Source organism: Nonomuraea turkmeniaca (assembly GCF_005889735.1).
In the GTDB taxonomy this organism is placed as follows: Bacteria; Actinomycetota; Actinomycetes; order Streptosporangiales; family Streptosporangiaceae; genus Nonomuraea; species Nonomuraea turkmeniaca.
The window spans coordinates 25,383-51,442 of the sequence record NZ_VCKY01000051.1; the positions used below are offsets into that span (position 1 = coordinate 25,383).

The 26,060-nt window shown below is 69.7% G+C and carries 25 protein-coding genes and 3 pseudogenes; 10 read left to right on the forward strand and 18 right to left on the reverse strand.

Going from position 1 to position 26,060, the window contains the following annotated elements; all coding sequences use genetic code 11:
- Window positions 1-28 precede the first annotated feature (28 nt).
- Entirely contained in the window at window positions 29-1,243 is a 1,215-nt protein-coding gene (locus tag ETD86_RS17290) for a hypothetical protein (RefSeq protein ID WP_138667184.1), read from the reverse strand.
- A gap of 184 nt (window positions 1,244-1,427) precedes the next feature.
- The gene (locus ETD86_RS17295) at window positions 1,428-1,892 is read right to left on the reverse strand and encodes a transposase (protein ID WP_138667185.1); all 465 of its coding nucleotides are present in this window, start codon (window positions 1,890-1,892) and stop codon (window positions 1,428-1,430) included.
- Between the two features lie 379 nt (window positions 1,893-2,271).
- Between ETD86_RS17295 and ETD86_RS60080 the strand changes: the two are divergent.
- Together ETD86_RS60080 and ETD86_RS17305 are read left to right on the forward strand one after the other, a co-directional pair.
- Window positions 2,272-2,607 (forward strand): annotated as a pseudogene (locus ETD86_RS60080) (transposase); the annotation flags it as partial.
- A 52-nt stretch (window positions 2,608-2,659) separates the two neighbouring features.
- Window positions 2,660-2,933, forward strand: a pseudogene (locus tag ETD86_RS17305) (KH domain-containing protein); the annotation flags it as partial.
- A gap of 27 nt (window positions 2,934-2,960) precedes the next feature.
- On the opposite strand, the pseudogene ETD86_RS56990 reads toward ETD86_RS17305, so the two are convergent.
- Window positions 2,961-3,233, reverse strand: a pseudogene (locus ETD86_RS56990) (cysteine hydrolase family protein); the annotation flags it as partial.
- A gap of 99 nt (window positions 3,234-3,332) precedes the next feature.
- Window positions 3,333-5,327 carry a ligand-binding sensor domain-containing protein gene (locus ETD86_RS17315; RefSeq protein WP_138667186.1) on the reverse strand — a complete coding sequence of 665 codons (1,995 nt, stop codon included), beginning with the start codon at window positions 5,325-5,327 and terminating at the stop codon, window positions 3,333-3,335.
- Between the two features lie 188 nt (window positions 5,328-5,515).
- Between ETD86_RS17315 and ETD86_RS17320 the strand changes: the two genes are divergently transcribed.
- The 3 genes from ETD86_RS17320 (at window position 5,516) to ETD86_RS17330 (ending at window position 8,964) form a co-directional block, all read left to right on the forward strand.
- A complete protein-coding gene (locus ETD86_RS17320) occupies window positions 5,516-5,845 on the forward strand; it encodes a hypothetical protein (RefSeq protein WP_211370107.1) in 330 nt (109 codons plus the stop codon).
- A gap of 52 nt (window positions 5,846-5,897) precedes the next feature.
- The gene (locus ETD86_RS55160) at window positions 5,898-8,072 is read left to right on the forward strand and encodes a YncE family protein (protein WP_170223125.1); all 2,175 of its coding nucleotides are present in this window, start codon (window positions 5,898-5,900) and stop codon (window positions 8,070-8,072) included.
- A gap of 628 nt (window positions 8,073-8,700) precedes the next feature.
- On the forward strand, window positions 8,701-8,964 hold the full coding sequence (locus ETD86_RS17330) for a hypothetical protein (protein ID WP_138667187.1): 264 nt from the start codon (window positions 8,701-8,703) through the stop codon (window positions 8,962-8,964).
- Window positions 8,965-9,143: 179 nt separating this feature from the next.
- Here ETD86_RS17330 and ETD86_RS59135 read toward each other — a convergent pair whose 3' ends face one another.
- Together ETD86_RS59135 and ETD86_RS59140 are read right to left on the reverse strand one after the other, a co-directional pair.
- Complete coding sequence (locus ETD86_RS59135) at window positions 9,144-9,863, reverse strand: DUF5941 domain-containing protein (protein ID WP_138667188.1); 720 nt, start codon at window positions 9,861-9,863, stop codon at window positions 9,144-9,146.
- A complete protein-coding gene (locus ETD86_RS59140) occupies window positions 9,860-11,371 on the reverse strand; it encodes a CDP-alcohol phosphatidyltransferase family protein (protein WP_138667189.1) in 1,512 nt (503 codons plus the stop codon). Before ETD86_RS59140 ends, ETD86_RS59135 begins: the two co-directional genes overlap by 4 nt.
- Window positions 11,372-11,511: 140 nt before the next feature.
- On the opposite strand from ETD86_RS59140, the gene recO reads away from it, so the two are divergent.
- Together recO and ETD86_RS17350 are read left to right on the forward strand one after the other, a co-directional pair.
- Window positions 11,512-12,246, forward strand: a complete 735-nt coding sequence (gene recO, locus ETD86_RS17345) for a DNA repair protein RecO (RefSeq protein ID WP_138667190.1) — start codon at window positions 11,512-11,514, stop codon at window positions 12,244-12,246.
- Window positions 12,243-13,016, forward strand: a complete 774-nt coding sequence (locus ETD86_RS17350) for an isoprenyl transferase (RefSeq protein WP_138667191.1) — start codon at window positions 12,243-12,245, stop codon at window positions 13,014-13,016. Before recO ends, ETD86_RS17350 begins: the two co-directional genes overlap by 4 nt.
- Before the next feature lie 40 nt (window positions 13,017-13,056).
- On the opposite strand, the gene ETD86_RS17355 is transcribed toward ETD86_RS17350, so the two are convergent.
- The 3 genes from ETD86_RS17355 to ETD86_RS17365 all read right to left on the reverse strand — a co-directional run bounded on the left by ETD86_RS17355 (window position 13,057) and on the right by ETD86_RS17365 (window position 14,780).
- Window positions 13,057-13,836, reverse strand: coding sequence for an alpha/beta fold hydrolase (locus ETD86_RS17355; RefSeq protein ID WP_211370109.1), 780 nt, complete (start codon window positions 13,834-13,836; stop codon window positions 13,057-13,059).
- 2 nt (window positions 13,837-13,838) lie between these two features.
- Complete coding sequence (locus ETD86_RS56995) at window positions 13,839-14,177, reverse strand: AraC family transcriptional regulator (RefSeq protein ID WP_138667193.1); 339 nt, start codon at window positions 14,175-14,177, stop codon at window positions 13,839-13,841.
- Window positions 14,178-14,285: 108 nt separating this feature from the next.
- Window positions 14,286-14,780 (reverse strand): pyridoxamine 5'-phosphate oxidase family protein, encoded by a 495-nt coding sequence (locus tag ETD86_RS17365; protein ID WP_246147961.1) that lies wholly within the window; start codon window positions 14,778-14,780, stop codon window positions 14,286-14,288.
- A gap of 312 nt (window positions 14,781-15,092) precedes the next feature.
- On the opposite strand from ETD86_RS17365, the gene ETD86_RS17370 reads away from it, so the two are divergent.
- The gene (locus ETD86_RS17370; RefSeq protein WP_138667195.1) at window positions 15,093-15,587 is read left to right on the forward strand and encodes an NUDIX hydrolase; all 495 of its coding nucleotides are present in this window, start codon (window positions 15,093-15,095) and stop codon (window positions 15,585-15,587) included.
- A 105-nt stretch (window positions 15,588-15,692) separates the two neighbouring features.
- Here the strand turns inward: ETD86_RS17370 and ETD86_RS17375 are convergent, their stop codons facing one another.
- The 3 genes from ETD86_RS17375 to ETD86_RS17385 form a co-directional block, all read right to left on the reverse strand.
- Window positions 15,693-16,250 (reverse strand): dihydrofolate reductase family protein, encoded by a 558-nt coding sequence (locus tag ETD86_RS17375; protein WP_138667196.1) that lies wholly within the window; start codon window positions 16,248-16,250, stop codon window positions 15,693-15,695.
- 380 nt (window positions 16,251-16,630) lie between these two features.
- Window positions 16,631-17,521: an RpnC/YadD family protein gene (locus tag ETD86_RS17380; protein ID WP_246147962.1), complete on the reverse strand. Its 891-nt coding sequence runs from the start codon at window positions 17,519-17,521 to the stop codon at window positions 16,631-16,633.
- A gap of 208 nt (window positions 17,522-17,729) precedes the next feature.
- Complete coding sequence (locus ETD86_RS17385; RefSeq protein WP_342779279.1) at window positions 17,730-18,257, reverse strand: CGNR zinc finger domain-containing protein; 528 nt, start codon at window positions 18,255-18,257, stop codon at window positions 17,730-17,732.
- A gap of 92 nt (window positions 18,258-18,349) precedes the next feature.
- Here ETD86_RS17385 and ETD86_RS17390 point away from each other — a divergent pair, with 92 nt between their 5' ends.
- A complete protein-coding gene (locus ETD86_RS17390) occupies window positions 18,350-19,270 on the forward strand; it encodes a DMT family transporter (protein WP_246147963.1) in 921 nt (306 codons plus the stop codon).
- On the opposite strand, the gene ETD86_RS17395 is transcribed toward ETD86_RS17390, so the two are convergent.
- From ETD86_RS17395 to ETD86_RS17425, 6 genes are all read right to left on the reverse strand, one after another.
- The gene (locus ETD86_RS17395; RefSeq protein WP_138667198.1) at window positions 19,207-19,599 is read right to left on the reverse strand and encodes a Fur family transcriptional regulator; all 393 of its coding nucleotides are present in this window, start codon (window positions 19,597-19,599) and stop codon (window positions 19,207-19,209) included. The two genes, ETD86_RS17390 and ETD86_RS17395, sit on opposite strands and share 64 nt — an antisense overlap.
- Window positions 19,596-20,462: a metal ABC transporter permease gene (locus tag ETD86_RS17400; protein ID WP_246147966.1), complete on the reverse strand. Its 867-nt coding sequence runs from the start codon at window positions 20,460-20,462 to the stop codon at window positions 19,596-19,598. The genes ETD86_RS17395 and ETD86_RS17400 overlap by 4 nt, the downstream gene beginning before the upstream one ends.
- The gene (locus ETD86_RS17405) at window positions 20,462-21,262 is read right to left on the reverse strand and encodes a metal ABC transporter ATP-binding protein (protein ID WP_138667200.1); all 801 of its coding nucleotides are present in this window, start codon (window positions 21,260-21,262) and stop codon (window positions 20,462-20,464) included. The genes ETD86_RS17400 and ETD86_RS17405 overlap by 1 nt, the downstream gene beginning before the upstream one ends.
- Window positions 21,259-22,215: a metal ABC transporter substrate-binding protein gene (locus ETD86_RS17410; RefSeq protein ID WP_138667201.1), complete on the reverse strand. Its 957-nt coding sequence runs from the start codon at window positions 22,213-22,215 to the stop codon at window positions 21,259-21,261. The genes ETD86_RS17405 and ETD86_RS17410 overlap by 4 nt, the downstream gene beginning before the upstream one ends.
- A 228-nt stretch (window positions 22,216-22,443) precedes the next feature.
- Window positions 22,444-23,976, reverse strand: a complete 1,533-nt coding sequence (locus ETD86_RS17420) for a molybdopterin oxidoreductase family protein (protein ID WP_425465642.1) — start codon at window positions 23,974-23,976, stop codon at window positions 22,444-22,446.
- 37 nt (window positions 23,977-24,013) lie between these two features.
- Window positions 24,014-24,991: a 2-dehydropantoate 2-reductase gene (locus ETD86_RS17425; protein WP_138667202.1), complete on the reverse strand. Its 978-nt coding sequence runs from the start codon at window positions 24,989-24,991 to the stop codon at window positions 24,014-24,016.
- Between the two features lie 111 nt (window positions 24,992-25,102).
- On the opposite strand from ETD86_RS17425, the gene ETD86_RS17430 reads away from it, so the two are divergent.
- Window positions 25,103-26,060, forward strand: a 958-nt coding sequence (locus ETD86_RS17430) for a molybdopterin molybdotransferase MoeA (RefSeq protein WP_138667203.1), incomplete at its 3' end; no start/stop codon positions are given.

Here is a 26,060-nt window from a genome sequence, read left to right on the forward strand (position 1 = left end):
GCCCTTCGCCATCATGCGCCCTTCGCCATCACGTGCCTTCGTCATGCCGCGGTCCGCGCCATGACGCACCTTCTTGCCCGAGGCCAGAAGCGGGACGTTTGGCCGAGGCGTCCGACACGTTCCGGCTGTCTTGCCCCGGATGGCCGTTCCGCCCGGTGGCATTGTCCACAGGGGCCTGGCCGTTTCGAGCGTCCTGGCCGGGCTGGATCTCCGAAGCGTCCGGGGTGGGGCGGTCGCGTCGGACGTCCTGGGCCGGATGGTCGTCTCCGAGGTCGTGGGCTGACTGGTCGTGTCCGGGGTCGTGGGCTGGATGGTCGTGAGCTGGATGGTCGTGTCCGGAGTCCTGGACGGGGTGGTCGTGCCCGGCGTCCTGGGCCGACGGGTCGTGTGCGGCGTCTTCGGCCGTCGAGTGGTCGTTCGACGAGGACACCGCTGAGGACACCGCTGAGGTCGCCGCAGAGGTCGCCGCTGAGGTCGCCGGGCCGAGTTGGCGGCGGGACTCGGTCGTCAGCTCGCGCGGCATGACCTCGGCCCGCCATCCCTCGATCCGGTCCTCCACCTCCCGCAGGATCCGCCCGATCTCCTCCCGTCCCGAGATCGCCGCGGGCGTGTCACCGGGTGCCTCCATCGCGATGACCTCGCCCTTCCACAGGGACGGGATCTCCTCCCGGCGCGGATGGGCCTCGAGAACACCGCCCTTGTACGCGGCGATGAGCTGCTCAGCCCTGGCATGCACGGCCTCCACCTCGTGGTCACGCTCGATCAGCGCACTCTCCCACTCCTGGCTGAGTTGCTCGAGCCGGGCTCTGGCCCGCTGCACGTTGGCGTTCGTCTCCTCGACCACGACCCGCCGCCGAGCCTCGGCCCGCCGCGCCCTGGCCTCCGCGATCGAGATGAACGCGTCCACCGGCCGCTCGTCCTGACCGGCCGCGCGATCGTGCCCGTTCACGTGGGTGGCCGGCTCCGGCAGAGTGTCGCTCCTGCCCAGCTCCTGCAGGATCACCTCCCGCGCCCCCGCAGCCCGCTCCAGCAACGCCGTACGGGCGGCCGCCAGCCGCCTGTCCACCTCGGTGATCTGCTCACGGGCCCGGGCCCGGATCTCGGTCACGTACGCAGGCTGGTAGTCCGGATCCGTGAACTCACCCAAGGGGTGCCGGCGGGCGTCCCGCCTCCCCTGCCGGCGGGCCTCCTCCCGCTCGGCCAGCGGGTCGCCCCGCTTGAACAGCCGCGACAAGAACGCCATCCGCGTCTCCTGGCTCCGGCCGGACCGGAACCCGGCCCGGGTCTGCCTGAACCCCAGACTATGCGCTCACTTTGCGATATGCCGCCGGGCCGCTCTTCGACCACGTCATCGGCCCACCTTGCGCCGTTGCGGCGGCCCGCCGGTAAAGGGCTCAGTGGGCGTTTAGTCCTGTCTGGTCCCGGGTTCAGGTGCCACGCCAGGTGGGGGTGTTCTCGCCGGTGAGGCGGCGGCTCATGAGGTCGATCATGGCGATGTGGATCATGGCTTCGGAGCGGCTGGGCAGGGCTTCATAGTCGCGGGCCAGGCGGCGGCGCAGCATGAGCCAGCCGAGGGTGCGCTCGGCCACCCAGCGGCGGGGCAGCGGGGTGAATCCCCTGGTGGCGGGGTTGCGGGTGACGACTTCGACGTCGATGCCCGCCTTGGCGGCGCCGTCGATGGCGGTGGTGCGGTAGGCGCTGTCGGCCCAGGCCTTGGTGAAGGTGGGCTGAGCTGCGGCGACTGTGGTCAGGAGGGGCAATCCGGCGGCGCTGTCGGACACGCTGGCAGCGGTGATGAGTACCGCCGCCAGCAGGCCGAGGGTGTCGGTGACGATGCTGCGCTTGCGGCCGGCGATCTTCTTGCCGTTATGCCTGGACCGGCATAAGGCCAATTATCAGGGGTTGGATGTTATGCCGGGCCGGGTGGATCAGTGCTGGCTGATAGTGGCGCGGCCGGTGAATTGACCTCATAACGCCGACGCTTCACCGTCTCCTTCATCGAGGGGTTGTTGATGGAAGTGAGGACATGGTCAAGGCTGCGACGGACGGCCGCTACCCGGTCAGGGTGTCGGCGCCGTTGGCTGGGCTGGTGCACGAGTTTCGGCTGGAGCTGATCCGTCAGGGGTTCACGGAGCGGACCGCTCAGGGGCACGCGTATGTGCTGGCGCATCTGAGCCGCTGGCTGGAGCAGGAGGGGATGGCCCCCACTGAGCTGGGTACCGAGCGGATCGCCGCGTTTGTCGCGGCGCGGCGAGTTGGCGGCTGTCGACGGTGGCGGACGGCTGGCTCGCCGCGGCCGATGCTGGGCTATCTGCGCGGGCTTGGGCTGGTCCCGGACGAGGAGCCGCGCGCCCTGAGTCCGGTCGATGCGCTGCTGGAGAGGTATCGCCGCTGGCTGGAGCACCGCCCGGGAAAGATCGCCGCAAACGCAGCATCGTCACCGACACCCTCGGCCTGCTGCTCGCCGTGCTGGTCACCGCCGCCGGCGTCTCCGACAGCGCCGCCGGTCTCCCCCTGCTCACCCAGGTCGCCGCAGACAACCCGGCCATCACCAAAGCCTGGGCCGACAGCGCCTACCGCAACACCGTCATCGAGGGCGGCGCCGCCCTTGGCATCGACGTCGAAGTCGTCCGCCGCGATCCTGCCACCAGGGGATTCGCCGCACTCGATCGCGGTGGTCGTCGACGAGATGCTCCCCCGGGAGGGACGAGACGACCTGCTGGACATTTATGCCCACATGTTCGTCGAGCGCCCCTCGCAGAAGGCGATCGTGATCGGCCACAAGGGGGAACGGCTGCGCGACGTGGGCTCGCGGGCCCGCAAGCAGATCGAGGCGCTGCTGGGGACACGGGTATACCTGGACCTGCGCATCAGCGTGGCCAAGGAGGCGACGCGACCCGAAGCAACTGCGGCGGCTGGGCTTCTACGACTGAGTCAGCCGCCACCACCTCCGCGGTCGTGGAGACGGTGGCGATGCGCGGGAGGATGTAGTCGAAGGCGAACTCGTGGGCCCGCGCGTCCAGCGCGGTCACCGCGTCTTCAGGGACGATGACCTGGAAGCCGAACTCGTCGGCGAATCGCGCCGTCTGCTCGACGCCGAAGTTCGTGGCGATCCCGGTGATGATCAGAGTGTCGATGCCGCGCGAGCGCAACGCCTCCTCCAGCCCGGTGTCGTGGAAGGCGCACCGCCTCGGCCAGGTCGAGGGAGCGGGCCACCACGGCGGGACCGGCATGCGGCGCCGTGGGCTGCTCGACGATGCGCGTCATCAGGTCGATGAGGATGAGCGCGGTACGCCGGGGGTCCAGCTTGTCCATGATCGACATCGTGGTGGTCACTCGACGCGCGTCAGGACGGTGTCCTCGGCCAGGAAGATCCGCCCGTCGGGGTGGACCGCCAGGTTCTGCGCCGGCCGGTCGAGCAGCAGCTTGCCGGTACGGCCGGCCAGGTCGATCTCGAACAGCAGGTGCCGCTGGACCAGGGCGTAGATCCGGCCGTCCGCGGCCGGACGGGCGAGCTCGCCCGCGGTCGAACCCGTGTCCGGGGCCAGCTGCAGGCGGTGCACCACCTGCCGGGAGGCCACGTCGAAGGCGAAGAGCTGCCCGTCGGCGAGTCCCCACAACAGGCCGGTGGAGTCCTGGAGGAGCGCCGGGATGGCCGGGGCTCCGGGGACCGGCGTCATCTCGAAGGTCTTGCCGGCCGAGACGGTCCAGCCGAACAGGCGGGCCTCGGGCTGGGTCGGCGTGGGCGTCGAGTAGCCGCCGTGAATCGACGTCCCGCCGACGATCGTGCCGTCCTGGTAGGCCAGGCTGACGATGGACTGGTCGGTGACTACCGGCAGGTGGACGGCTGCCGCCAGGGTGGTCTTGTCGACGATGACGAGGGCGCCGTTCAGCGTGGTCCCGTCCGGCATGGTGCCGTAGGCCAGGTCGGTGCCCGCGTCGGTCATCGCGCGGATGCGTACCTGGTGCTGCGCCTTCAGATCGGTGATCTTCACCGGGTTGTCGGCCGTCCCCGGCGGGCCGGGCGCGTACTCGGGGCTCGACCAGGGCAGGGACGGGTCGTAGCGGTACAGCCGGGAGTCCGGGTACCCGCCGATCCAGACGGCGCCGCCGATCTCGCGGATGCTCTCGATCTGCCCGAAGCTGTGGTAGTCCGCCTGTCCGGTGCCGGGATCGATCTCGGCGAAGCCGCTGAGGAACCCGCCGGCGTACACGGTCCCGCTCTGACCGGCGTGCAGCGTGAGGATGAGGACCGGGTCGCCGGGCACGTCGGTCTGGACGAGCTCGCCGCGGCCGGTGATCGGGTTGTGCCGGAAGAGCGCGCCGCGCCACAGGAGCCCGGTGACCGTCTCGCCGGGCCAGTCGCGCGTGCCGAGGTCGGCCCATCCGATGCCGCGGTTGTTGGCGACCCGGCCCATGATGTCGGGGCCGACCGCGGTGAGTTTCCCGGTACGCGGCTGGTAGCGGGTGAGGCGGTTGTTCCGGGTGAAGTAGACCTCGCCGCGCCGGCCGGGCGAGGAGACGTCGAGGCCGGCGACGCCGTCGATGAGGTCGACCCACTTGCCGGCCGAGATGTCGTAGACGCCGAGCTTGCCGTTGATCGCGGTGCCGAAGCGGGCGTAGAGCTTTCCGGCGTAGGCGTTGAGGTCGTTGACGAGTTGCCCGGTCCCGTCGCCGAGCCCCTCGGGGAGGGGGAGCTCGCGCTTGGCGCCGGTGTCCTTGTGGATGGCGATGACGTGGGCGTCCGGCAGGGTCCCGGCGTAGATGTAGGACCCCCAGACGGCGATGCTGCGGACGTACTGGAGGCCGGGCAGGAGCTGGCCGTAGTCACGGACCCGGCCGGTGCGGTGGTCGTAGCGGAAGACGCGGCCGCCGGGATAGGTGCCGCCGTAGAGGCGGTCCTCATCGTCGATGGCCAGGCGCCAGATGTAGTGCTCGGAGGGGAGCGGGCGGCCGAGGTTCTCCGGCGTGCTGTCCGGGCCCGGCTTGCGGCGGTAGAGGGAGCCGGTGTCGTAGGTGCCGACGTAGAGGGTGCCGTCGCGGGTGGCGACGACCGCGTACGCGCCCGGCGACCCGGTCAGCGGCTGGGTGAGCACCGTCTTGGCGGTGGCGGGGTCCACGGCGTTGAGCTTGGCCGGTTCGCCGGTGGCGACCGACCACAGGACCTTTTTGCCGTGCGGGCCGGGCGCCATGGCGCCGCCGACCAGCGTGACGTCCTGGAGCGGGGAGCCGAGCGGCGTGACGGACACGGCGCGTGCCGGGGTCGGGATGAGGGCGGCGCCCGGCGCCAGGATCGCGGCGGCTAACAGGCTGCGGCGGGTGAGCATAGCGGGGTCCTCCATCTTCGGCCGGGACCGAAAGGCCCGTCGGCAGGAGATCTGTGGCACTCATGAGAATATCGGTATAGACCGAAAGTACGTCAATGCCTCTAAGGGGTCCTAACAGAAAGATCAGCGGACGAGGCGTCGCCAGCAGATGATCGCTGCGGCGAGAGTCATGAAGGCTTCGTGACGTCGTGGCCTTCTACGTCAACACCCAGAAGTTCGCCGGGTTCGAGGTGCGCGGGCCGCAGGTGCCGGGCGGGCTGGCGGGGTTCGGCGTCCAGCAGGGCGTGAGCATCCCCGACGGCGGCCGCTTCGCGCTGTCGCTGGTGGGCAACCGGGCCGCGATGTACGCCGACACCGGCTCGGGGTGGCGGCTCGTCACCGCCGCCACGCTGCAGCACCTGCCCGACCTCACCGACCCAGACGTGCGCGCCGGTTACCGGTACGGCTTCGGCGTACGCGGCGACGCCGGGCCCGCGCCGCTGCTGCTGGACGCGGTGGAGGGGAGGAGCATTTCGTAGAACGGCGGGCCGGACCGTTGACAATTACGGTCCCGCCCGTTATTCCCTTGCTATGCGCATCCTCTCTGTCGTGCTGTCCACCTTCTTAGCCGCCTCGCCGGTCCAGGGGACCGTCACCGACTTCGGCGTCCAGTCCGCCGCGCTCACCGTCCACGAGGGCCACTTCGGCACCGGCCAGGACGGCCGGCCCGCGGTCTTCGCCATCCAGATGGGCACCCCCGGCGTCGTGGCCGAGGTGGACCCGGTGACCCGCGAGCTGCGTGACACCGTGCCCCTGCCCGGCTCGTCGGGCGGCTGGGGCATCACCCAGACCGCCGACGGCACCGTCTACGCTGGCACCTATCCCAACGGCCACCTCTACTCCTTCAAGCCCGGCGCCGACGTCGCGACCGACCTCGGCCAGGTGGTGCCCGGCGAGACGTACGCCTACGGCCTGCAGGCCGGGGCGGACGGCACCGTCTACGGCGGCACCTACCCCGGGGCGCACGCCTTCTCCTACTCGCCGTCGGCCGGCTTCCGCGACCTGGGCGCGATGTTCCCCGGCCAGCAGTACACCGTGGACGTCGCCGTCGACACCGACCGGCAGCTGCTGTGGGCGGCCATCGGCTCGGCTGGCCACCTGATCAGGCTGGACCTGGCCACCGGCGAGAAGCGCGACATCTGGCCCGAGGCCCTGCGCGGCGACGCCAGCTACCCCTACGACATCAACCTCGTGGCCGGCAAGCTCTTCGTCAAACGCAGCAAGAACCAGGCGCTCGTGCTCGACCCGGACACCGGGGCCGTGCTGGCCGACGGGTTCACCATGAACTCGCGCGGCACCACCAAGACCGCCGCCGGCGGCTACGTCTACTTCACCTCCAGCGGCGCGTTGTGGCGTTACGACCTGGCCGCCGACCGGCCCGAGCCGGTGCCCGGCCCGGTGAACGCGGGCGGCCCCGCGGTCGGCTGGGGCTTCGTCGACGGCAAGCTCTACGCCGCGATCGGCAACTATGGCGGCGACGCCTTCTCCTACGACCCGGCCACCGGCGCCGCCGAGCGCTTCAAGCTGCCCTTCCCGCACCAGCCCATCGACATCGCCAACATCACGGCGGGGCCGGACGGCAGGATCTACACCAACCTGTTCATCAACGGCAACCTCGCCGTCCTGGACCCGGCCACCGGCACGGTCACCCAGCTCGGCCGGACCGGGCAGACCGACGGGTGGTTCTGGAAGGACGGCAAGCTCTACCTCGGCGTCTACCCCAACGGCTCGATCATGCACTACGACCCGGCGCAGCCCTTCGTGTCGGGCACGAACCCGCGCGAGCTGTTCCGCCTGATCGGCGACGGCCAGAACCGCCCCGTGGCGTTCGCCTCCTCCGGCAGCAAGGTCTACATCGGCAGCACCCCCGACTACGGCCTGTGGGGCGGCGCGCTCACCGTCTACGACGAGACCACCCGCACCCACACCGTCCTGCGCGCGCCCGTCACCGACCAGGGCGTCACGTCCCTGGTCGTCCTGGGCGGCACGCTGTGGGGCGGCACGTCGATCAACGGCGGCGGCGGCACCACACCGAGGGCGACCGAGGCTAAGCTGTTCACCTACGACCTGGCCACCGGCGCCAAGCGCTCTGAGTACACCCCCGTCCCGGGCGCGCGGACGATCACCTCGCTGATCGAGGGGCCGGACGGCCTGCTGTGGGGCCTGGCCGACGGCACGCTCTTCCTCGCCGACCCGGCCACCGGTGAGGTGGTACGACGGGTGAAGCTGAGCACCGGCTCGGGCAGCGTGTCCGACGAGCTGCACCTCAACGCGGACGAGCACGTCTACGCCGCGCTGGACGGGAAGCTGCTGCGGATCGACCCGCTGTCGAAGGAGGTCACGGTGGCGGTGGAGTCGGGCGTTCACCGGAGTGCGCAGGACGGGGCCGGTAACGTCTGGTTCCGCAGTGGCACGAAGGACGCCGACGGCGCCATCCAGGGTGGTGCTCGGCTGCTGCGTTACACGCCGCCTGTCGATGCCTGTCCGCGTTCGGACTTGTCGCCGACGGTCACGATCAAGGATCGGGACAGCGGGGTCGCCAACCGGTACCGGGCCGATGGGTGCACGGTCGAGGATCTCATCGAGGACGAGAAGTATTCCGGTGGGCAGCTGGTTACCCATGTGGCCAGGAAGAGTGCGGAGCTGGCGGCTTCTGGGCTGATCACGGCTCGAGAGGCGGGGCGGATCATCGCAGCAGTCCGCTAGCCGCCACCTCGACACCAGCCACCTCGACACCAGCCACCCGCTGACCGTCACCCGCTGGCCGCCGCCCCGCTGGCCGTCATCGGGTGGCGGTCGGGATTGAAGGTGAGGGATGTAGAGCCGGGGATGGCCGTGTCAGAGGGGAGGAGGGCTGCCGAGAGCGAGGATGAAGAGATCGCACGAGAGCGCGAAGCGCGAGCAACGCAAGAGTGACAACGAGTGCAGGAAGCGTCACAGATAAGAGGATATGGGACGGCTGGGTGACATGAGGGGGCGGCGGAGAGATCCGGAGGGATCGAATACGACGAATGGCGACAAGCCGTGACGAGAAGGGTGTTCAGGTGAGGCAAAGGGCAGAGGAAAAGGTCGCTAAGGGTCCACGTTGGTGGTTACATTGATCGGAGGTGCACGGGCCGGGAACCTGACATGTGCTTAGGAGCTACGACCGTGGGTGACGGAGCGGCGGGAACGGGTAGCGCGGACTCGGAGACGAGCAAGGGACGTTACGGACAGGACCTTAAAGCGGGTTCTGAGCGAAAGCCGGAAGTCAGAGAGAGTCGGCATTCTCGTAGGGCACATTCGCTGGCTGGTGGGCGAAGAGGGCTTCCCTTGGATAAATGAGTTAGCCCGCGTGGGCAAGAGCGAGCAACTGACGGTAGCTGAAATCAGGGATGTTACGTCAGAAATCGCATGGATAAGCCGAGAAGCCGGGGAACGTACACCAGAAAAAGACATGCGGCCTGACGACGACATAGACAAAGAGCTTTTCGGGCTGGTGCCGGCGTACAGTCGGGCAGCGAATGCGAAGATCGAAGCGGCTCTATCAGGGCAAACGCTTCTATCCAAGCCCATGACCAGCGAAAATGCCAGTCACGGGCCAACTGCCCGAAGATGACGTGATCGCAGCGTAAATCCCCAGGTAAACCCCCTGATCGGCTAGAGACTGTTGTTCTCCCTGGAGGGTCATCAGCCGGAGTGCGGCGTTTGGCGTGCCGTCGGCTCCGCAGTACCACATGAAAACGTGCGGCGCCGCAGGAGAGCTACGGCGCCGCACACAACCCAGAAGTCAGAGAATCATCCCTTCTCCGCCTCCCCTGTGGCCTGCTCCATGGCGTCCTCGGGGGAAGCCTCAAGATCTTGTTCGGCATCGGCGCCGGCCTGGGCGGATGCCTTGTCGAGGCGGACCCAGCTCGTCACGCTCTCCACAGCGAACAGCACGAACAGGTACGCCGTCAGCACCGCCAGCACGGGCGTCACGATGCCGACTGCCGCGCCCACACCGATGATCAGAAGCCGTAGCTCCCAGCCGAGCCCGGCGTGGAACACCCAGGCGGGCGGCCAGATGCTCTGCCTCGTCCGGTAAACGGTGTCGTAGGTGTGGTAGCCCACCACGTACACCAGCACGAACAACAACCACTTGGGAGCACCGGCGGCCAGGCCGACCGCGATCACGGCGAGGAACTCGGTGCCGCGCAGCAGCGGCGGTGTCAGCCAGTCGAAGCGGCCCAGGTGGTCGCGCGGCGCCGTGGGCAGGATGAGCACCAGGGCGATCGCCACGGGCAGCAGCAGAATCGGGCCAGAGGAGAGCAGCCCGGTGGCCGCGATGACGGCCACGGCGAGCAGGGCGGCGAGCGCGGCCGGCACGGGCGGCAGACCCTTGCCCAGCCGGGGGGCGAGCGCGTGGACAAGGGGGCCGTCGTCGCGGTAGGCGAGCAGGCGGGCGGTCTGGATGCGGCGGCGTTCCTCGTCGGGGTCCGGCGTGGGGGTGGCCATGGCCTGCGGTTGGGTGATCATACGAGCGACCTCATGAGGCGTCCGGTGAGGGTGTAGGCGGCGGCGACGGAGCCCCAGATCACCAGCGTGAGGAAGGTGATCCGGGCGTCGAAGAGGGCGGCGGTGATCGCGATGGCCGCGAACCGCTCGCCGATGGGGAACACGATCATCTTGCGCGCCCAGTGAACGGCGCGGAACTTGCCCGCCTTGGTCCACATCTTGAGCAGGCCACGCAGGCCCTGGCTGCGCTCCTCCTTGCGGCGTACGAGGGCCTTGCGCAGCGCGCGGTCGTCGGGGGCGTCCAGCGGCAGCGTGGGCAGCTGCGCCGGCGGTTTGCGGCGGTTGGAGATGCCGAAGGAGAAGTCGAGCAGATGGCGCACCGACTGCAGGCCGAGCGCGGCCAGCGCCAGGATCCAGATGTCGTCGCTTTGACCGGCGACCACGTAGCCGACGGCCAGGCCGGCGAAGACCACGTATTCCTTGAACCGGTCGAACGTGGCGTCCAGCCAGGCGCCGAGCACGCCGAACTTCCGAGCGTACCGGGCGACCTGCCCGTCGACGCAGTCGAAGACGAACGCGAAGTAGATCAGCACGCCGCCCAGCACCATCCACGGGCGGTCGCCGGTGGCGAAGCACGCGGCCGCGGCCACGCCCAGCGCGATCGAGATCATCGTCACCTGGTTGGGCGTCAGCCCGCGGCGGGCCGCCCAGCGGGCGATGAAGCGGGAGTAGGTCGAGACGAAGTACGTGGTGAAGAAGCCGTCGGCGCCCTTGACCGCGTTGTTGAGCCTGGCGCGGTCCTCGTCCATGCCGGCCATCTCGGCGCCGGCCTCGTTGGCCTCCTCCTGGGTGGTGACCCGGCGGTAGAACAGGTCGCGGCGGCCGCGGATGCCGACGGACACGCCATTGCGCACCAGGCCGAACACGACGAGCTGCACCAGGTCGTCGTCCGGGCCGAACGTGTGCGCCATGGCGGCCAGCTCCCGGCAGGTCTGGGCCAGGACGGGGGCGTTGCGCGCGCTGAGGTGCACAGGGCCGAGCATCACGGCGTTGGGCCTGGTCACGGCATGGCTAGCGGTGCCGACGGAGACCACGCGCGACTTGCCGACGCGGGAGCGCACCGGCAGTCCCTCGACCCGGCTGAGGCCGATCTCCGGTTCGGCCTCGTCGATCGGGACGCTGTCCTCCTGAGCCTCCTCGTCCGCCGTGTCCGGTCGTGGCTCTTTCGCGACGAGCGCCAGCGCACCGCGTTTGGTCTTGGTGATCTGGTAGATCAGCTCGTCGTGGACGACCGAGTTCTCCGGGATGATGAGCAGGCTCTCCGTTGCGGTCTCTGCGACGTCAGCCAGGTTTCGCAGGGCTGCGGCCACGTCGTCCGAGGGAATGGTGGCGGGCCGCGGATCTAGGGAGGTGAGCTGGCTGCGCAGCCGCTCGGCCACGGTGGGATCGCCGGGCAGCGCGGCCAGCCTCAGGCCGGTCGGAGAGGTGTCGGGGCCGGGCGAGGCGCCCAGCAGGACCACGCGGGTCATGACTCCCTTTCGAGACGGTAGCGGGGGGTTGAACAACGGGTGATGCGGGGACAGACGTCAAAGTCTAGTGAGGGTCACGTAAAGTCGCGTCATCAGAGCATGCCCGTAACTCGGCGCCGGTCCAGCCGTAAGATGTCCGAGTGAGTCTTTACCGTGACGAAGGCGTAGTTCTGCGTACGCAGAAGCTCGGCGAGGCCGACCGCATCGTCACGGTCCTGGCCAAACGCACCGGCAAGATCCGGGCAGTGGCGAAGGGTGTGCGCAGGACCACATCGCGCTTCGGGGCGAGGCTGGAGCCGTTCACCCACGTCGACCTGCAGCTCCACACCGGCCGCACGCTCGACGTCGTCACGCAGGCGGAGACGATCAGGCCGTACGGCGAGGTGCTGGCCGCCGACTACCCCCGTTACACCGCCGGCACCGCGATGCTGGAGACGGCCGACCGGCTGACGCACGGCGAGAAGGAGCCGGCGCTGCGGCAGTTCCTGCTGCTGGTGGGCGGGCTGCGCACGCTCGCCGACCGGGAGCACGAGCCCAGGCTGGTGCTGGACGCCTATTTCCTGCGTTCGCTGGCCGTGGCCGGTTACGCGCCCGCGCTGGAGGCGTGCGCCAGGTGCCGGGCGCCGGCGATCAGGGCGTTCGCCATCGTCGCGGGCGGCGTGGTGTGCGGAGCGTGCAAGCCGGCCGGGTCGGCGGTGCCCGCGGGGGAGACGATCGGGCTCATGACGGCGCTGCTGCGCGGCGACTGGGCCGCCGCCGACGCCTCGGACCAGCGCCATCGCAACGAATGCAGCGGGCTGGTGGCCGCTTATCTGCAGTGGCACCTCGAACACGGAATACGCTCTCTGCGACACGTCGAAAGGGAGCCCGTGTGAACGTACGACCTCCGTCCCCGCATCCGTCCGGCGCGACGCCGCCGCCGATCCCGCGTGAGCTGGTGCCCCGGCACGTGGCGATCGTCATGGACGGCAACGGCCGCTGGGCCAAGGCACGCGGGCTGCCGCGCACCGAGGGGCACAAGGCGGGCGAGTCCTCGTTGTTCGACGTCATCGAGGGGGCGCTGGAGCTGGGCGTGCCCTATTTGAGCGCGTACGCGTTCTCGACGGAGAACTGGAAGCGCTCGCCCGACGAGGTGCGCTTCCTCATGGGCTTCAACCGGGACGTGATCAGGCGGCGGCGTGACGAGCTCAACGCCATGGGCGTGCGGGTGCGCTGGGCGGGCCGCCCGGGGCGGTTGTGGAAGAGCGTGATCTCCGAGCTGCAGACCGCCGAGGAGATGACCGTCTCCAACCGGAAGCTCACGTTGCAGTTCTGCGTCAACTACGGAGGGCAGGCCGAGATCGTCGAGGCGGCGGTCAAGCTGGCCCAGGACATCGCGGCCGGGCGGGTCAAGCCGGGCAAGGTCAACGAGAAGGTGTTCGCGCGTTACCTGGACGAGCCGGAGATCCCCGAGGTGGATCTGTTCGTGCGCTCGTCGGGCGAGCAGCGGTTCTCCAACTTCCTGTTGTGGCAGTCGGCCTACGCCGAGATGGTCTTCCTGGACCGGCTGTGGCCGGACTTCGACCGCAGGGACCTGTGGGAGGCGTGCGAGATCTACGCCAAGCGTGACCGGCGCTACGGCGGCGCGCTCCCCAATAAGGTCTAACTCGTTCACCAATAAGATCCAACTCGCTCCTCAATAAGGTCTAGCTCAGGAACTCCGCCACGTCCGCGGCGAAGCGCGGGTGACCGAACGTCCCGATGTGGCTCGTCCCCGGGTAGATGATCAACTGCGACTCCGGCAGCAGCTCGGCCGTCTCTCTGAAGAGCCCCGCCGGGTAGGCCAGGTCACGCTCGCCGCCGACGATCAGTGTGGGCGCCCTGATGCCGGCGAGCCGGTCCCGTACGTCGAAGGAGTCCTCCGCCTGGGCGAAGCGCAGCATGTCGAGAGGGTTCGAGGGACGCATCACGGGGTCGGCGAGCCACAGCAGAGGCCGGAACAGCGCCCTGGTGAGCGCGGTCCTGCCGACGAGGGGCGCCTGGTGGTGGGCGCCGCGTCGCCCGGCCGCCACAGCCTCGGTGTAGCTGCGCTGGACCTCGCGGGTGAGCGGGGTCAGCGTGTACGCCGCCCCGGCCACCACCAGCCGCCTGACGACCTCGGGGTGATCGGCGGCCAGTTGCAGCGCCAGCGACCCGCCGGACGACATGCCCAGCACGTCCACGGGCTCCCCGAACCGCTCGGCCAGGGCGTCGGCGTGCCGGCCGGCGATGTCCGCCATGGTCGTGCCCTCGGCCATCCCCGGCGCCCGGTTGACCGCATAAACGTGGAAATGTCGCCCGAGCGGGTCCATCGTCCTGCGCTCCATCCTGAGCGCCCATCCCGTGGGGTTGGCGTGGTCCGGCGTGAACCACCGCAGCACCACCAGCGGCCTGCCCGACCCCACCGTGTAGTACGGCAATCCGTGCGCCAGCGTGCCCGTGTCCATCGTCACCCCGCGTCCCTCATGCCACGGCATCGACCCGGAGCCGTGCCGAACTCCCGCTTGAACGCCTTGGCGAACGCGAACTCCGTCCACGGCAACCCTGCCAGCGCCGCGAGCGACTGCACCGTCCACGGATGCGCCGGCCGGTGAACGGCCCGCAGCGTCTCCATGACCTGGGAGTCACGCAGGGCGGGCAGCGGCAGGCACCCGCCGCGCAGGATCATGGGGAAGCCGGCGCCCTGCTGCGGGCGGAAGCGTCCGCCCCACGGGGCCCGCAGGTGGGTGCGCGAGGCGTGCGGCCGTCCCGTTCGCATGGCGGCGACGGCGTCGCTGAGCACGTCCATGCTTTCCACGGTATCCCGGGGGCCCCTCGTTCCCCGGTGGCTCCCGGGAGCACGCGGGCTCGCCGGGGATGGCCTTTCGGGCCCTGGGGCTCCGGGCAGAGCGCTTCTTCACCCGCCCATGACCGCCGGGAGCCGATTCTGGAAGTCGAGGACGCCTACCCATGTGGGACGCAGTGCGATGCGGGCCATCTTGGTGTCCGGATGGTCGGCCTGGGCGACGTAGCCGGCGCCGCCCTCCTCACCGAGGAATCGGCGTGCCGCCTGGGCCTGTTCCGGCACCATGCCGCTGACCTCGGTGATCGAGACTCGGCCGCGGAGCAGGAGCACCTGGGGCGGCTGGGGCTCGGTGTCGATGGTGACGGCGACGTCCGCGTTGGCGCGCAGCGCGCGCAAGCGATGCGCCGGCCGCAGGATCCCCATCGGAGGGCAGTGCACGAAGGTGGCCATCACCAGTTCCTCGCCTGTCCAGACGAACCATGTCGACATCACGCGAGGCGTCCCATCGGTGGATGTATAGGCCAGGCGGGCCGGAATGGTCGAGTTGAGTAGATGTTGCGCGATGTCGGTCTTGAGCAGCCGTACATCACCTTGCGGAAAGTCCATGATCATCTCCTTGCGGGTGGTCCAGAGAAGATGACCGGTATGCCGCCGAAAAATCGTCGCGTCGTTGCCCCCGGCCCGTAGCACGATCAGTATCCGCGCGCGCCGGCGGGGTTCACCATGACCGCAGCGGGTCCGTTGCCGGAGCGCTCGAAGGCGATCTCGGTTCCGTCGGCGGAGCGAATGGTTCCGAGTGGCGTCTGCATGATCTTTCCGCCTCCTGAGCATGGCCCGGGGGTCGGCAAGGGCCTTGTCCGTGGATGGAGACACGGGCGCGGCGGGAAACTCATCGGTCGCCGCCGTATCCTGGCGATCATGGCTGAAGCCGTGGTGCGCCGGTCCGCTCGGGTCCTGCTCGTGGATGAGGTCAACCGGATCCTGCTGTATCGGGCCCTGATGTCGACGGTGACCGGCGAGTACGCCTGGTTCACCCCGGGTGGCGGCGTCCGGGCCGACGAGACGCCGGCCATGGCCGCCGCCCGTGAGCTGCGTGAAGAGATCGGTCACCACGTCGGTCCCGGCGAGGTGGGACCGGTGGTGGCCACCTGCTCGGGCATCTGGAGTCCGGACGACCGGACCCGCTGGCGCTCCGTGGACTCCTACTTCTTGCTACGGGTGGCCGGGGTCGAGGTGGACGTCTCCGGGATGGAGGAGCTGGAGCGGTCCCTGCTCGACGGCTTCCGCTGGTGGACCCTGCCGGAGCTGCGGGTCACCGGGGAACGGGTCTTCCCGGTCGGGCTGGCGGGCTTGTTACGCCGTCTCCTCGACGGCGACGTCCCGGACGAGCCGGTGATCTTGCCGTGGGAGTAGACGGCGCGAGTGCTCTCGTCGCGCCGTCGGCGGTACCTCGTCCGCCACGCTCGGCCAGGGCTCGAGGTCCTGGTGCTCGTCGCAGTGGAGGGCGAGGCGGCCGGCTCACGCGCGCGCTGTGAGCTTGGGCGTGTAGGTGAGGCCGAGGACGCCGTTCTCCAGCCTCACGACGTCGACGAGCGTCAGGTACGTCGTGTCGATGCCGTCGTACAGACGCGCCCCGCTCCCGGCGATCACCGGGACCAGCCAGAACAGGTACTCGTCCACCAGCCGGTGCCGAAGCAGGGTGCGGCTGAGCGAGCCGCCCGTGCCGACCTTCAGGATGTCGCCGCCAGGCCCGCTCTTCAGCTTGGCGACCTCATCCACCACGTCCCCTTCGATGAGAGTGGCGTTCCAGGTGGTCTCCTTCAGCGTGGTGGAGGCGACGTGCTTGGGGATGGTGTTCATCCTGACGGCGTAGTCGCCGAACTGCTCCTCCATCTGCGGCCACACCTCCGCGTGTGCCTCATAGCTGAGTCGCCCGTACAACAGGGCGTCGACCGAGAACAGCAGGTCCCGCGAACGCTGCTGGAACTCTCCGGCCCACAGCTCGCCCAGCCAGTTCTGCGGGGTGCTGATCTGACCGTCCAACGTCACCACGCCCTGCTCAATGATCTTCCTCATGGCCTGCTTCCTTCCTGCCACGTTGTTGGTGACTCTGCTGACGCGTCGACGGGGCGGGCTCGGATTCGACAGGAGGACGCAGGATTTTTCACGGCGATTCCGCCACCACGGCTCCGACGAGCTCACGGAGAGAACGGAGGCGCTGGTCGAGGCCCTCCGCTCTTGTACGGTGACCACAAACGTTCACCGGTTCGGGTGCGGAGCATGTCCCAGCAATCCTGAGGACAGGCCAAGACCTCGCCGCGGTCGCTCTTGATCGGCGTGCATCAGCACCATTCACTTCATGTCACGACCCTGACGTCGAACCCGTTGAAGTGCGCGGCTGGATGGGAGAGTAGCGGCGTGCCAGGGAGGGCCCCGATGATCGAGTCCCCAGGGTGCTAGCGGAGCTGTCCATCCGATTCGGTGAACAGGTCTTGGATCGTCTGGGCGGTGGCTGCGCGGGTGGCCCAGATTTCGAGTTGGAAAAGGTCGGTGCAGGCGGTGATGCGGGCCCGGGTGTCGTCCGGGACGTCGAGGCCGCGGGCGGTCAGGACGAGGAGCACCATCCTGGCTGCCTCTTCCGCTTTGCCCTCCGCCTTGCCTTCCGCTAGGCCACGGCCGAAGTGTTCACGGGCGAAGGGGCTGTAGACGGGCCAGTCGGTGGACGTCATGATCTCCTCCATGAGGCGCCGGATGTCGGGCCCGGCCATGCTGTAAGCGTATTCATAGTACTTCGGAGCGTGGTCGTCGCGTGTGTCGTTCAGTGCTGCGGCGAACGCCTCGACGACTTTGCGGTTGTGGCCGTGGACCATGACCGACATGGCCGACAGCGCCAGGTGGTCAGCGGCCTGCTGGGGGTCGGTGATGGCCGGGATGCCGTCCGGTCCCAGCACCCGGGCCTGCAGCTGATAGCCGGTCAGCCCGGACTCGATCGGCCGCGCGTAGTAGCCGGCGACCCCACGGTCGGGGCAGACGACCAGGACGGTGACGTCGCAGCCCAGCATCAACCACAGCGCGGCGGCGTAGCGGGCGAGTTGCCGGGGGTCTTTGGACTTGTCCTGTTGGATCTCGACGATGATGGCATGTGCGGGAGTTTGCGGTGATCCCAGGACGAGGAGCAGGTCGGCTTCGATGTCGTCGGAACGCCGGGTGTTGAAGGTGCTGTCCTCCACTCGGACCAGCGGCGTAGCGGGCAGTTCCACTCCCATGAGGTCACGCAGGATCTCCACCGCCAGTTGGGGACGGCCGGTGAACAGCTTGATGAGGGCGTCATGTCGGGGGGACGGCATGTCGCTCATTGTGACATCTCGGGGACGCAAGGTGATGATGAGTCTTGGGCTTCTCCCCGGTGTTTCAACGGCTTTTTGGCGCCGCCGAACACGGTCCGAATCTGGCTGGTGGTAACCGGGATCGCGTCCGGGGCTGGGGGCGAGTCCCATCGCGCGAAGCGCCCCTTGCGGCGGACTATGCGGTTCCCGGGGCGCCTCGCGCGCCGGGTCAGGCGCGGCGGCGGGCGCGATACGCCGCCACGTGCATGCGGTTTCCGCACGTCCGGCTGTCGCAGTACACCCGCGACCGGTTCCGCGACTCGTCCACGAAGACCCGGTCGCAATCGGGCGCCGAGCACGTACGGAGGCGTTCGGACTCGCCCTCCACCAGCAAATGAGCCAGCGCCACGCCGCAGTCCGCCGCCAGGTGCTCCGCGAGGGTCGCGTCCGCCGCGAAGTAGTGCATGTGCAGCGGGTGGCCGTCGTGTTCGGTCAGGCGCGGGGTGATGCGGGTCTCGGACAACAGAGCGTTCAGGGTGCGTACGGCGGTCGGCTGGTCGGGGGACGTGAAGACGCGGTGGAAGGCCTCGCGGACCATCCGCACCTGGCCCAGGTCGCGGGGCGTGAGCCTGCCCACGCCGCTGACCTGGCGGGAGTCCACGAACGCCTGCAATTCGGACAGGCCGGACAGGCCCTCGTCGCCGCCTGTGGAGGGCGAGGTGTTGACCAGTTCGACGACGGTGGCCAAAGAATGCACCATGTCATGGCCAAACGGCATGTTGACTCCTGTCCGGGCCGAGTTCTAGCGTGGTCGAACTGTATCTCTTGCGTGGGCATCGGGGGGTTTCTGTGAGTGCACATCGCCGTATCGTGCTGATCGCGATCGTGGGTGCGCTCGTCATCTCCACCTCCGCGCCCTTGGTCCGGCTCGCCGGTGTATCGCCGGCGACGTCCGCGTTGTTCCGCTGCGCGTACGCCATCCCGCCCATGCTCATCCTGGCCTGGCTGGAGCGGCGCAGGCTCGGCCCGTTGCCGTTCAAAGCATTGATACCCGCCTGGCTCGCCGGCGTGGTGTTCGCGCTCGACCTGCTGTTCTGGCATCACGCCATCGACTACGTGGGCGCCGGGCTGGCGACCGTGCTGGGGAATCTCCAGGTGTTCATCGTGGCGTTCGCGGCGTGGGCGCTGTTCAGGGAGCGGCCGTCGGGGCGGTTGATGGTGGCGACGCCGGTGGTGTTCGGCGGCGTGGTGCTGATCTCCGGGGTGTTCGACAGCGCCGCGTACGGCAGCGATCCGATCATGGGGGTGCTCGCCGGATTCGCCACGTCCGTCTCGTACGCGGCGTTCCTGCTGTTGATGAAGGGCGGCTCCGACCGGGCGGCGGGGCCGCTGGCGCACGCCACCGTGGTCGCCACCGTGGTGATCGCGGTGCTCAGCCCGTTCTTCGGAGGCGCCGACTTCGTGCCGAGCTGGCCGGCGCACGGGTGGCTGCTCGTGCTCGCGCTGGGGCCGCAGGTGCTGGGATGGTCGCTGATCGCGTTCTCGCTCCCGCGGCAGCCGGCCGCTCTCACCGCCTTGTTGCTGCTCGTCCAGCCGATGACGACGGTGGCGCTGTCCGCGGTGGCGCTCGGCGAGCGGCCGTCGGCGCTGCAACTGGCCGGGTGCGCGGTGATCGTGCTCGGCGTCCTGTACGGCTCCCGCCGGGATCAGCCGACCTTGGCCGGCGCCGAGGAGCATGAGGAGCAGGTCCCGAAGACCTCCACCGTGTGAGTGATCTCGGTGAACCCGTGCTCGCTGCCGACCGCCTCGGCCCAGCGCTCGACGGCGGGACCGGCCACCTCGACGGTGCGCCCGCAGCGGCGGCACACCAGGTGGTGGTGGTGCGCCTCGCTGGCGCACGCACGGTAGACGGACTCGCCCTCGTCGGTGCGGAGCACGTCCACCTCGCCCTTGTCGGCCAGTGCCTGCAGGGCCCGGTAGACGGTGGTCAGGCCGATCTTGGCGCCGTGCAGGCGCATCTCCGCGTAGACGTCCTGCGCGCTGCGGAAACCCTCACTCTTGCGCAGGGTGTCGTGCACGGCATTGCGTCTCGTCGTCATGCGACCTCCTCCACGCGCATTCTTGAGCTCACTCTCGACTCCTCGCTACGGCCTCGCCGTAGCAATTTACCGACACCGAGGGCCAGGACGAAGCCGGCCAGAGCAAGAAGCACGATGGCGGCGCCGGGCGGCACCTTGGTCGACACGGTGGAGGCCAGCAGCCCGCCGACCGAGGCGAGCACGCCGAACACCATGGCCAGCACCATCGTCGTACGGAATCCCCGGGTCAGCTGCTGACTGGTGGCCACCGGGATCACCATCAGCGCGCTGACCAGCAGCAGGCCGACGACGCGCATGGCGATGACGACGGTGAGCGCGGCCGTGACGGCGATGAGCAGGCTGAGGAACCGCACCGGCAGGCCGCTGGCCCTGGCCATCTCCTCGTCCTGGCAGAGCACGAACAACTCCCTGCCGAAGATCACGACCACCCCGATCACGGCGACGGCCAGCGCGGCGATGACCCAGATGTCCTGGGGTGTGACGCTGGCGATGGCGCCGAACAGGTAGGAGTTCAGCTTGGCGTTGCTGCCGCCCGGCGCGATGGCCATGAGCATGACGCCGCCCGCGATCCCCCCGTAGAACAGCAGCGCCAGCGCAACGTCACCGCTCGTCCGCCCGCGCGCCCTGACCAGCTCGATGGCCACGGCCCCGGCGACGGACACCAGCACGGCGGTGAGCACCGGCGCCGAGCCGGTCAGGAAGCCGAGCGCCACGCCGGTCAGCGCCACGTGGCCGATGCCGTCGCCGAGCAGCGCCAGCCGGCGCTGCACGATGAACGTTCCCACAGCAGGCGCGCAGAGCCCCACCAGTAGCGCCGCGATGAGCGCCAGCTGGAAGAGTTGCTCCTGCAGAAGTTCGAAGATCACCTTGGTTCCCCCTGCCACCCGGTGAGTTCCGCCTGCCACCCGGGGAGCGGCCCCGCGACGGTCTCGGCGGCGTGCGGGTGCTGGTGCTCGTGCCCGGGCCGCGCGCACTCGCCCTCCGGGCGCGGCGGCCGGCCGTCGTGCGAGATGATGCCGTCGCGGATCACGACGCCACGGGTGACGATCGGCTCCAGCGGGCCGAGCTCGTGCGCGACCAGCACCACGGTCTTGCCGTCGACCACCAGCCGGGACAACGTGTCGGCCAGCAGTTGCTGGGTCGCGGCGTCCACGCCGGCGGTCGGCTCGTCCATCACGTACGTGTCCGGCTCCCCGGCCAGGGCGCGGGCGATGAGCACTCGCTGCTGCTGACCGCCCGACAGCGACTGGACGGGGTCGTGCGCGCGGTCGGCCAGACTGACGGCCTCCAGCGCCGTGGCCACGGCCGCCTTGTCGGCCGCGTTGGTCCAGCGGAGCCGGCGCTGCCGGGCGATGCGGCCCGAGGCCACGACCTCCTGCACGGTGGCGGGCACGCCGCCGCCGACCTGGAGCCGCTGCGGCACGTAGCCGATGCGCCACCAGTCGCGGAACCTGCCGGGCGGCGAGCCGTAGATCAACGTCGTGCCACCGCTCAGCGGTGTGAGGCCGAGCAACGCGCGGACCAGCGTCGACTTGCCCGAGCCGTTGGAGCCCAGAAGGGCCACGACCTCCCCGGGACAGACGTTCAGGTCGATCCCCCGGAGAACGGGCGTGCCGTCATAGGAGACCTGGCCGTCTGTCATCGAGAAGGCCGTTTCGCTCATGCCGTACACCCCAGTGCTGTTTGTAGGGTTTTGAGGTTATCGCGCATGGCGGACAGGTAGTCGCCCGAGGGCTTGCTCTCCAGCGGGTCCAGCACGGCTGTCTTGGCGCCTACCTGGCTCGCGAGAACCTCGGCCACCTTCGGGCTCACCAGGGACTCGGTGAAGATCGTGCTGACGCCCTCGGCCTTGGCGATCTTGGCCACCTCGGACAGGCGGGCGGGGGAGGGCTCGGTCTCTGGGTCGAGCGTGATGCCGACCTGCTTGAGCTTGTAGCGGTCCGCCAGGTAGCCGAACGCCTCGTGCGCGGTGACCAGCGTCTTGGTCTTGCACGTGCTCAGGCCCTTGGTGAACTCCTGGTCGAGGGTGCCCAGCGCGGCCGCGGTCCGGGCGGCGCGGTCCTTGTACGCCTGCGCGTGCGCGGCGTCGGCGGCGGCCAGGCGCTCGCCGAGCTTGCTCGCCACGGTGGCCAGGCGGGAGGGGTCCAGCCAGATGTGCGGGTCGTAGGCGATCTCCTCGTGGCCGTGCTCCTCTTCCCCGGCGTGGCCCTCTTCCTCCTCGGCGTGCTCGCCTGCGGGAAGTGTGGTGACGGCGGTGGCGGCGTCGAAGCTCTTGTCCGCGGCCACGGCGTCGTCCACGGCCGGCTGGACGCCCTTGATGTAGACGGTGAGCGCGGCGTTCTGGATGTCGGACACCTGCTTGATGCCCAGCTCCAGGTCGTGCGGCTCCACGCCGGGCGCGGTCAGCGTCGTCAGCTGGACGTCGGCCCCCCCGACCTGCTCGGTCAGCCACTGCAGCGGGTAGAACGCGGCGACCACCTCGGGCTTGGCCTCGGAGGCGGGGGTCGCGGCCGAACCGGTGGTCTCGGCCGTGCCGGATCCGCAGGCGGCGACGGTGAGCAGCGCGGCTCCGGCCAGCAATCCGGCAGCACGCGACCGGGAAAATCCTGACATCATGTGAGTCAGTATGCGCCAAAATGAAAACGGTTGTCAAAATCCCATAGCCCGACGAAGGAGTGCCGTCGCCTGGCGAGGGAGGGCGGCGTCTGGCGACCGAGCCCGCCTCACGGAGTGAGGCCAATAAACGCAGCGGGGATGCCGGACGGCGTCCGGGGGCTAGACGGACGCCGTCCGGTGAGCCGCGTTATGCGGCCCACCGCACGTGACGTGCGGCATCCCGCTCCATCACCCCGGTAGGCGTGCGCCGGCAGAGCCAGTGCCGGCGCCCGAGGTGAGGTCCAGCCGCCGTTCGCCCGCGTAGACGTTCATCGAGGTCTCGCGGAGGAACCCGATGAGCGTCAGCCTTCCTCGGCGGCCGGCTCCACCGTCAGTGAGGACGGCGCGGACACGGCGGCGAGCACTGGCACGCCACCCATGACCGCCTTCTGCACCAGCTCGAACGACGCCCGCCCGGACACCATCAGCACGGTGCCGCGCAGCGGCAGCCGCCCGTTGCGCAGGGCCCAGCCGAGCGGCTTGTCCAGGGCGTTGTGCCGCGCCACGTCCTCGCGGACGCACAGCGGCTCGCCGTCGGCGGTGAACAGGCCGGCGGCGTGCAGGCACGGTGAGCCGCCGGCAGATGTAGTCGAGCGCGTGCAGGTACGGGGGCTCCAGCGAGTCCTCCGACGGGCACGGCCACTGGATGCCCTGCAGCTCCGCCAGCCGTTCGTACGTCATGCCCTTGTGCCGCGGCGACAGCGCGCGCAGCTCGTTCCAGACCTCTTCGGCGCCGTCGTAGTGCCAGTCGTGGCCCAGCCTCCGGGCGATCTCACACATGATCCAGATGTCGTCGCGGGCCTCACCCGGTCGGTCGAGCGCCTTGCGCACCCGCTGGACGCGCCGCTCGCTGTTGGTGAACCTGCCGTCCGCCTCGCACCAGGCGGCGCTGGCCGGCAGCACCACGTCGGCCATCTGGGCGGTCTTGGTGAGGAAGATGTCCTGCACGACCAGGTGGTCGAGCATGGAGAGGCGCTTGATGCAGGCGAGGGAGTCGGCCTCGGACTGCACCGGATTCTCGCCGATCAGGTAGCAGGTCGTCACCTCGCCCTCGGCCATGGCCTCCAGCATCTGGGTGAGGTTGAGGCCGTGGCGAGGCTGGATCGGCGTGCCCCAGGCGCCTTCGAACGGCTCCCTGGCCGAGGGAACGAGGATGTCCTGGAAACCCGGCAGCCGGTTGGGAAGCCCGGCATGGATGATCTCCCTGGCCACCGCGTGGGCGAGCGGGATGTCGGTGCCCACGTTGAGTCCCAGCCACAGGTCGGCCCACTGGGCGGTGCCGGTGCGGCGCGGGTCGACGGCGAACATCCTGGCACCGTTCCTGATGCCCTTCAGCATGTGCTGGAAGAAGATGGGGTGGGCGTTGCGGGCCGCCGATCCCCACATGACTATGACGTCGGTGTCCTCGACGTCCTGGTAGGAGGAGGTGCCACCGCCGCTGCCGAACACCGCCGACAACCCCGCCACGCTCGGGGCGTGGCAGGTGCGGTTACAAGAGTCCACGTTGTTGGTGCCGATCACCACGCGGGTGAACTTCTGCCCGACGTGGTTCATCTCATTGGTGGAACGGGCACACGACAACATCGCGAAGCTGTCAGGCCCGTGCGCAGCGATGTTGCGGCGGAAACCCTCGGCCGCCCGCTCCAACGCCTCTTCCCATGTCGCTCGGCGCAACACGCCGTTCTCACGCACCAGTGGATGGGTCAGGCGGTCATAGCTCATGATCCTCCATTCTGTATACAGGCTACGGTATGCTCGGCTAGACCGCACGGACAAGATTCTCGTTGAGCAGGTCGCTCACGGCGTGGATCGCGCGCAGTGTCGGGACCTCGGCGCCGGTCAGGTCGGCCAGCTCGACGACCGCCGCCAGCAGCACGTCGAGCTCCAGTGGTTTGCCCTTCTCCAGGTCCTGGAGTGTGGACGTCTTGTGTTCGCCCGCCTTCTCCGCGCCCCGCAGCCGGCGCTCGATGGAGATCCCCGGATCGCAGCCGACCCTGTCGGCCACGTCCACCGTCTCCCGCATCATGGCCACGACCAGTTCCCTGGCGCCGTCGTGGCGGCAGATCCCGGCCATCGTCGCCCGGGCCAGCGCGCTGATCGGATTGAAGGCGATGTTTCCCATGAGTTTGATCCACACGTCGCGGCGCAGGTCACGCTCGACCGGGCACTTCAGGCCGCCCTCGACCGCGGCCCGGCTGAAGGACAGGCACCGTTCGGTGAGCTCGCCGCTCGGCTCGCCGATGGAGAAACGGGTGCCTTCCAGGTGACGGATCACGCCTGGACGCTCGATCTCGGTGGCCGCGTAGACGACGCAGCCGATCGCCCGGTGCAGCGGGAGTGCGGTCGTCACCGCGCCGCCCGGGTCGACGCTCTCGATGCGGTAGCCCTCGTAGGGGCCCTTGAGTCCGTGGAAATACCACCACGGGATGCCGTTCTGCGCGGCGATGATGCTCGTGGTCTCGTGCAGGAGCGGCTGGATCATGGGGCCGGCGGAGGCGTAGCTGTTCGCCTTGAGGCCCAGGAAGACGTGGTCCACCGGCCCGACCTGGGTAGGGTCGTCGGTGGCATGGGGATGGGCGATGAAATCGCCCCTGGGGGTGAGCACCCGCACACCGGCGCGACGTATCGCTTGCAGGTGCTCGCCTCTCGCGATGAGGTGCACCTCGACTCCCGCCCTGTGGAGGGCGGCGCCCACGTATGCGCCGATGGCGCCGGCGCCAAGAACAGCGACCTTCATGCTCGCGCTCCGTTCTCGCGTCGGATTGTGCATTCGGTATACAGTATGGAAAAACGCGGGTCAAGGAGTGTGCCGGTGACCGTTGTGCGGCATGGACCAGTGGTGGAAGCAATGTCATGGGCTTCGGCGCGGGTCGTGGCGGCGGGATGCGCGGGGCCGCTCAGCCCCTTGTGGGTGCCCTTGTCAGAAGCGCTGGGGTGCCGGCTGGCCGCGCCCTTGACGGCCCTGGTGGCGGTGCCCGGGGTGGACGTGGCGGCGATGGACGGCTACGCGGTGGCGGGCGATGGTCCGTGGCGGGTGGTCGGCCGCGTCCTGGCAGGAGGGGCCTTCCACGAGGGCGTTCTGGAGGCGGGGGAGGCCGTGGAGGGCGCCACCGGAGCTCCGGTGCCGGTGGGGGCCGAGTCGGTGCTGCCCTACGAGCAGGCGGTGGCGGGCGCGGTGTGGGTGGACGGCCGCGCCGAGGCAGGGCGGCACATCCGGCGGCGGGGCGAGGACATCACCGAGGGCGCGGTGGTGCTGGGAGCGGGCGCGGTGGTGACGCCGGTCGCGCTCGGCCTGGCCGCCGCCCTGGGCCACGACGAGCTGCTGGTACGACCCAGGCCGCGGGTGGCCGTCCTCGTCACGGGCGACGAGGTCGTCGAGCACGGGCTACCGCGCCCCGGCCGGGTGCGCGACGCGATCGGCCCGTTCCTGCCGGGCCTGGTGGAATGGGCGGGTGGCCGCGTCACGGACACGCTCCGGCTGCCCGACAGCGCGGCCCCGCTGCGCGCCGGACTCGCCGCGCCGCCCACCTCCCTCCACGTGATCGTCGTGTGCGGCGCGTCCTCCAGGGGGCCCGCCGATCATCTGCGGGCCGTGCTCGGCGACCTCGACGCCGACATCCTCGTCGACGGCGTCGCCGTGCGGCCCGGGCATCCGCAGCTGCTCGCCCGGCTGCCGGACGGCACGCTGGTCGTCGGCCTGCCGGGCAACCCCTTCGCCGCGCTGGCGGCGTCACTCACGCTGCTCGTCCCGATCCTGCATGGTCTCGCCGGGACGAGAGGGGGCGGGGCGACGGGTGCGCTGACTG

Bases quoted from the DNA above. Each gene is read 5' to 3' on its own strand.
- ETD86_RS17370 (WP_138667195.1), top strand. From the start codon at position 15,093: ATGGCTGAAGCCGTGGTGCGCCGGTCCGCTCGGGTCCTGCTCGTGGAT.
- ETD86_RS59135 (WP_138667188.1), bottom strand. From the start codon at position 9,863: ATGATCACCCAACCGCAGGCCATGGCCACCCCCACGCCGGACCCCGAC.
- ETD86_RS56995 (WP_138667193.1), bottom strand. From the start codon at position 14,177: ATGGACGTGCTCAGCGACGCCGTCGCCGCCATGCGAACGGGACGGCCG.
- ETD86_RS17410 (WP_138667201.1), bottom strand. From the start codon at position 22,215: ATGATGTCAGGATTTTCCCGGTCGCGTGCTGCCGGATTGCTGGCCGGA.
- ETD86_RS17375 (WP_138667196.1), bottom strand. From the start codon at position 16,250: ATGAGGAAGATCATTGAGCAGGGCGTGGTGACGTTGGACGGTCAGATC.
- ETD86_RS17405 (WP_138667200.1), bottom strand. From the start codon at position 21,262: ATGAGCGAAACGGCCTTCTCGATGACAGACGGCCAGGTCTCCTATGAC.
- ETD86_RS55160 (WP_170223125.1), top strand. From the start codon at position 5,898: ATGCGCATCCTCTCTGTCGTGCTGTCCACCTTCTTAGCCGCCTCGCCG.
- ETD86_RS17290 (WP_138667184.1), bottom strand. From the start codon at position 1,243: ATGGCGTTCTTGTCGCGGCTGTTCAAGCGGGGCGACCCGCTGGCCGAG.
- ETD86_RS17365 (WP_246147961.1), bottom strand. From the start codon at position 14,780: ATGGACTTTCCGCAAGGTGATGTACGGCTGCTCAAGACCGACATCGCG.
- ETD86_RS17355 (WP_211370109.1), bottom strand. From the start codon at position 13,836: ATGGACACGGGCACGCTGGCGCACGGATTGCCGTACTACACGGTGGGG.
- ETD86_RS17380 (WP_246147962.1), bottom strand. From the start codon at position 17,521: ATGCCGTCCCCCCGACATGACGCCCTCATCAAGCTGTTCACCGGCCGT.
- ETD86_RS17420 (WP_425465642.1), bottom strand. From the start codon at position 23,976: ATGAGCTATGACCGCCTGACCCATCCACTGGTGCGTGAGAACGGCGTG.
- ETD86_RS59140 (WP_138667189.1), bottom strand. From the start codon at position 11,371: ATGACCCGCGTGGTCCTGCTGGGCGCCTCGCCCGGCCCCGACACCTCT.
- ETD86_RS17395 (WP_138667198.1), bottom strand. From the start codon at position 19,599: ATGACGACGAGACGCAATGCCGTGCACGACACCCTGCGCAAGAGTGAG.
- ETD86_RS17425 (WP_138667202.1), bottom strand. From the start codon at position 24,991: ATGAAGGTCGCTGTTCTTGGCGCCGGCGCCATCGGCGCATACGTGGGC.
- ETD86_RS17315 (WP_138667186.1), bottom strand. From the start codon at position 5,327: ATGCTCACCCGCCGCAGCCTGTTAGCCGCCGCGATCCTGGCGCCGGGC.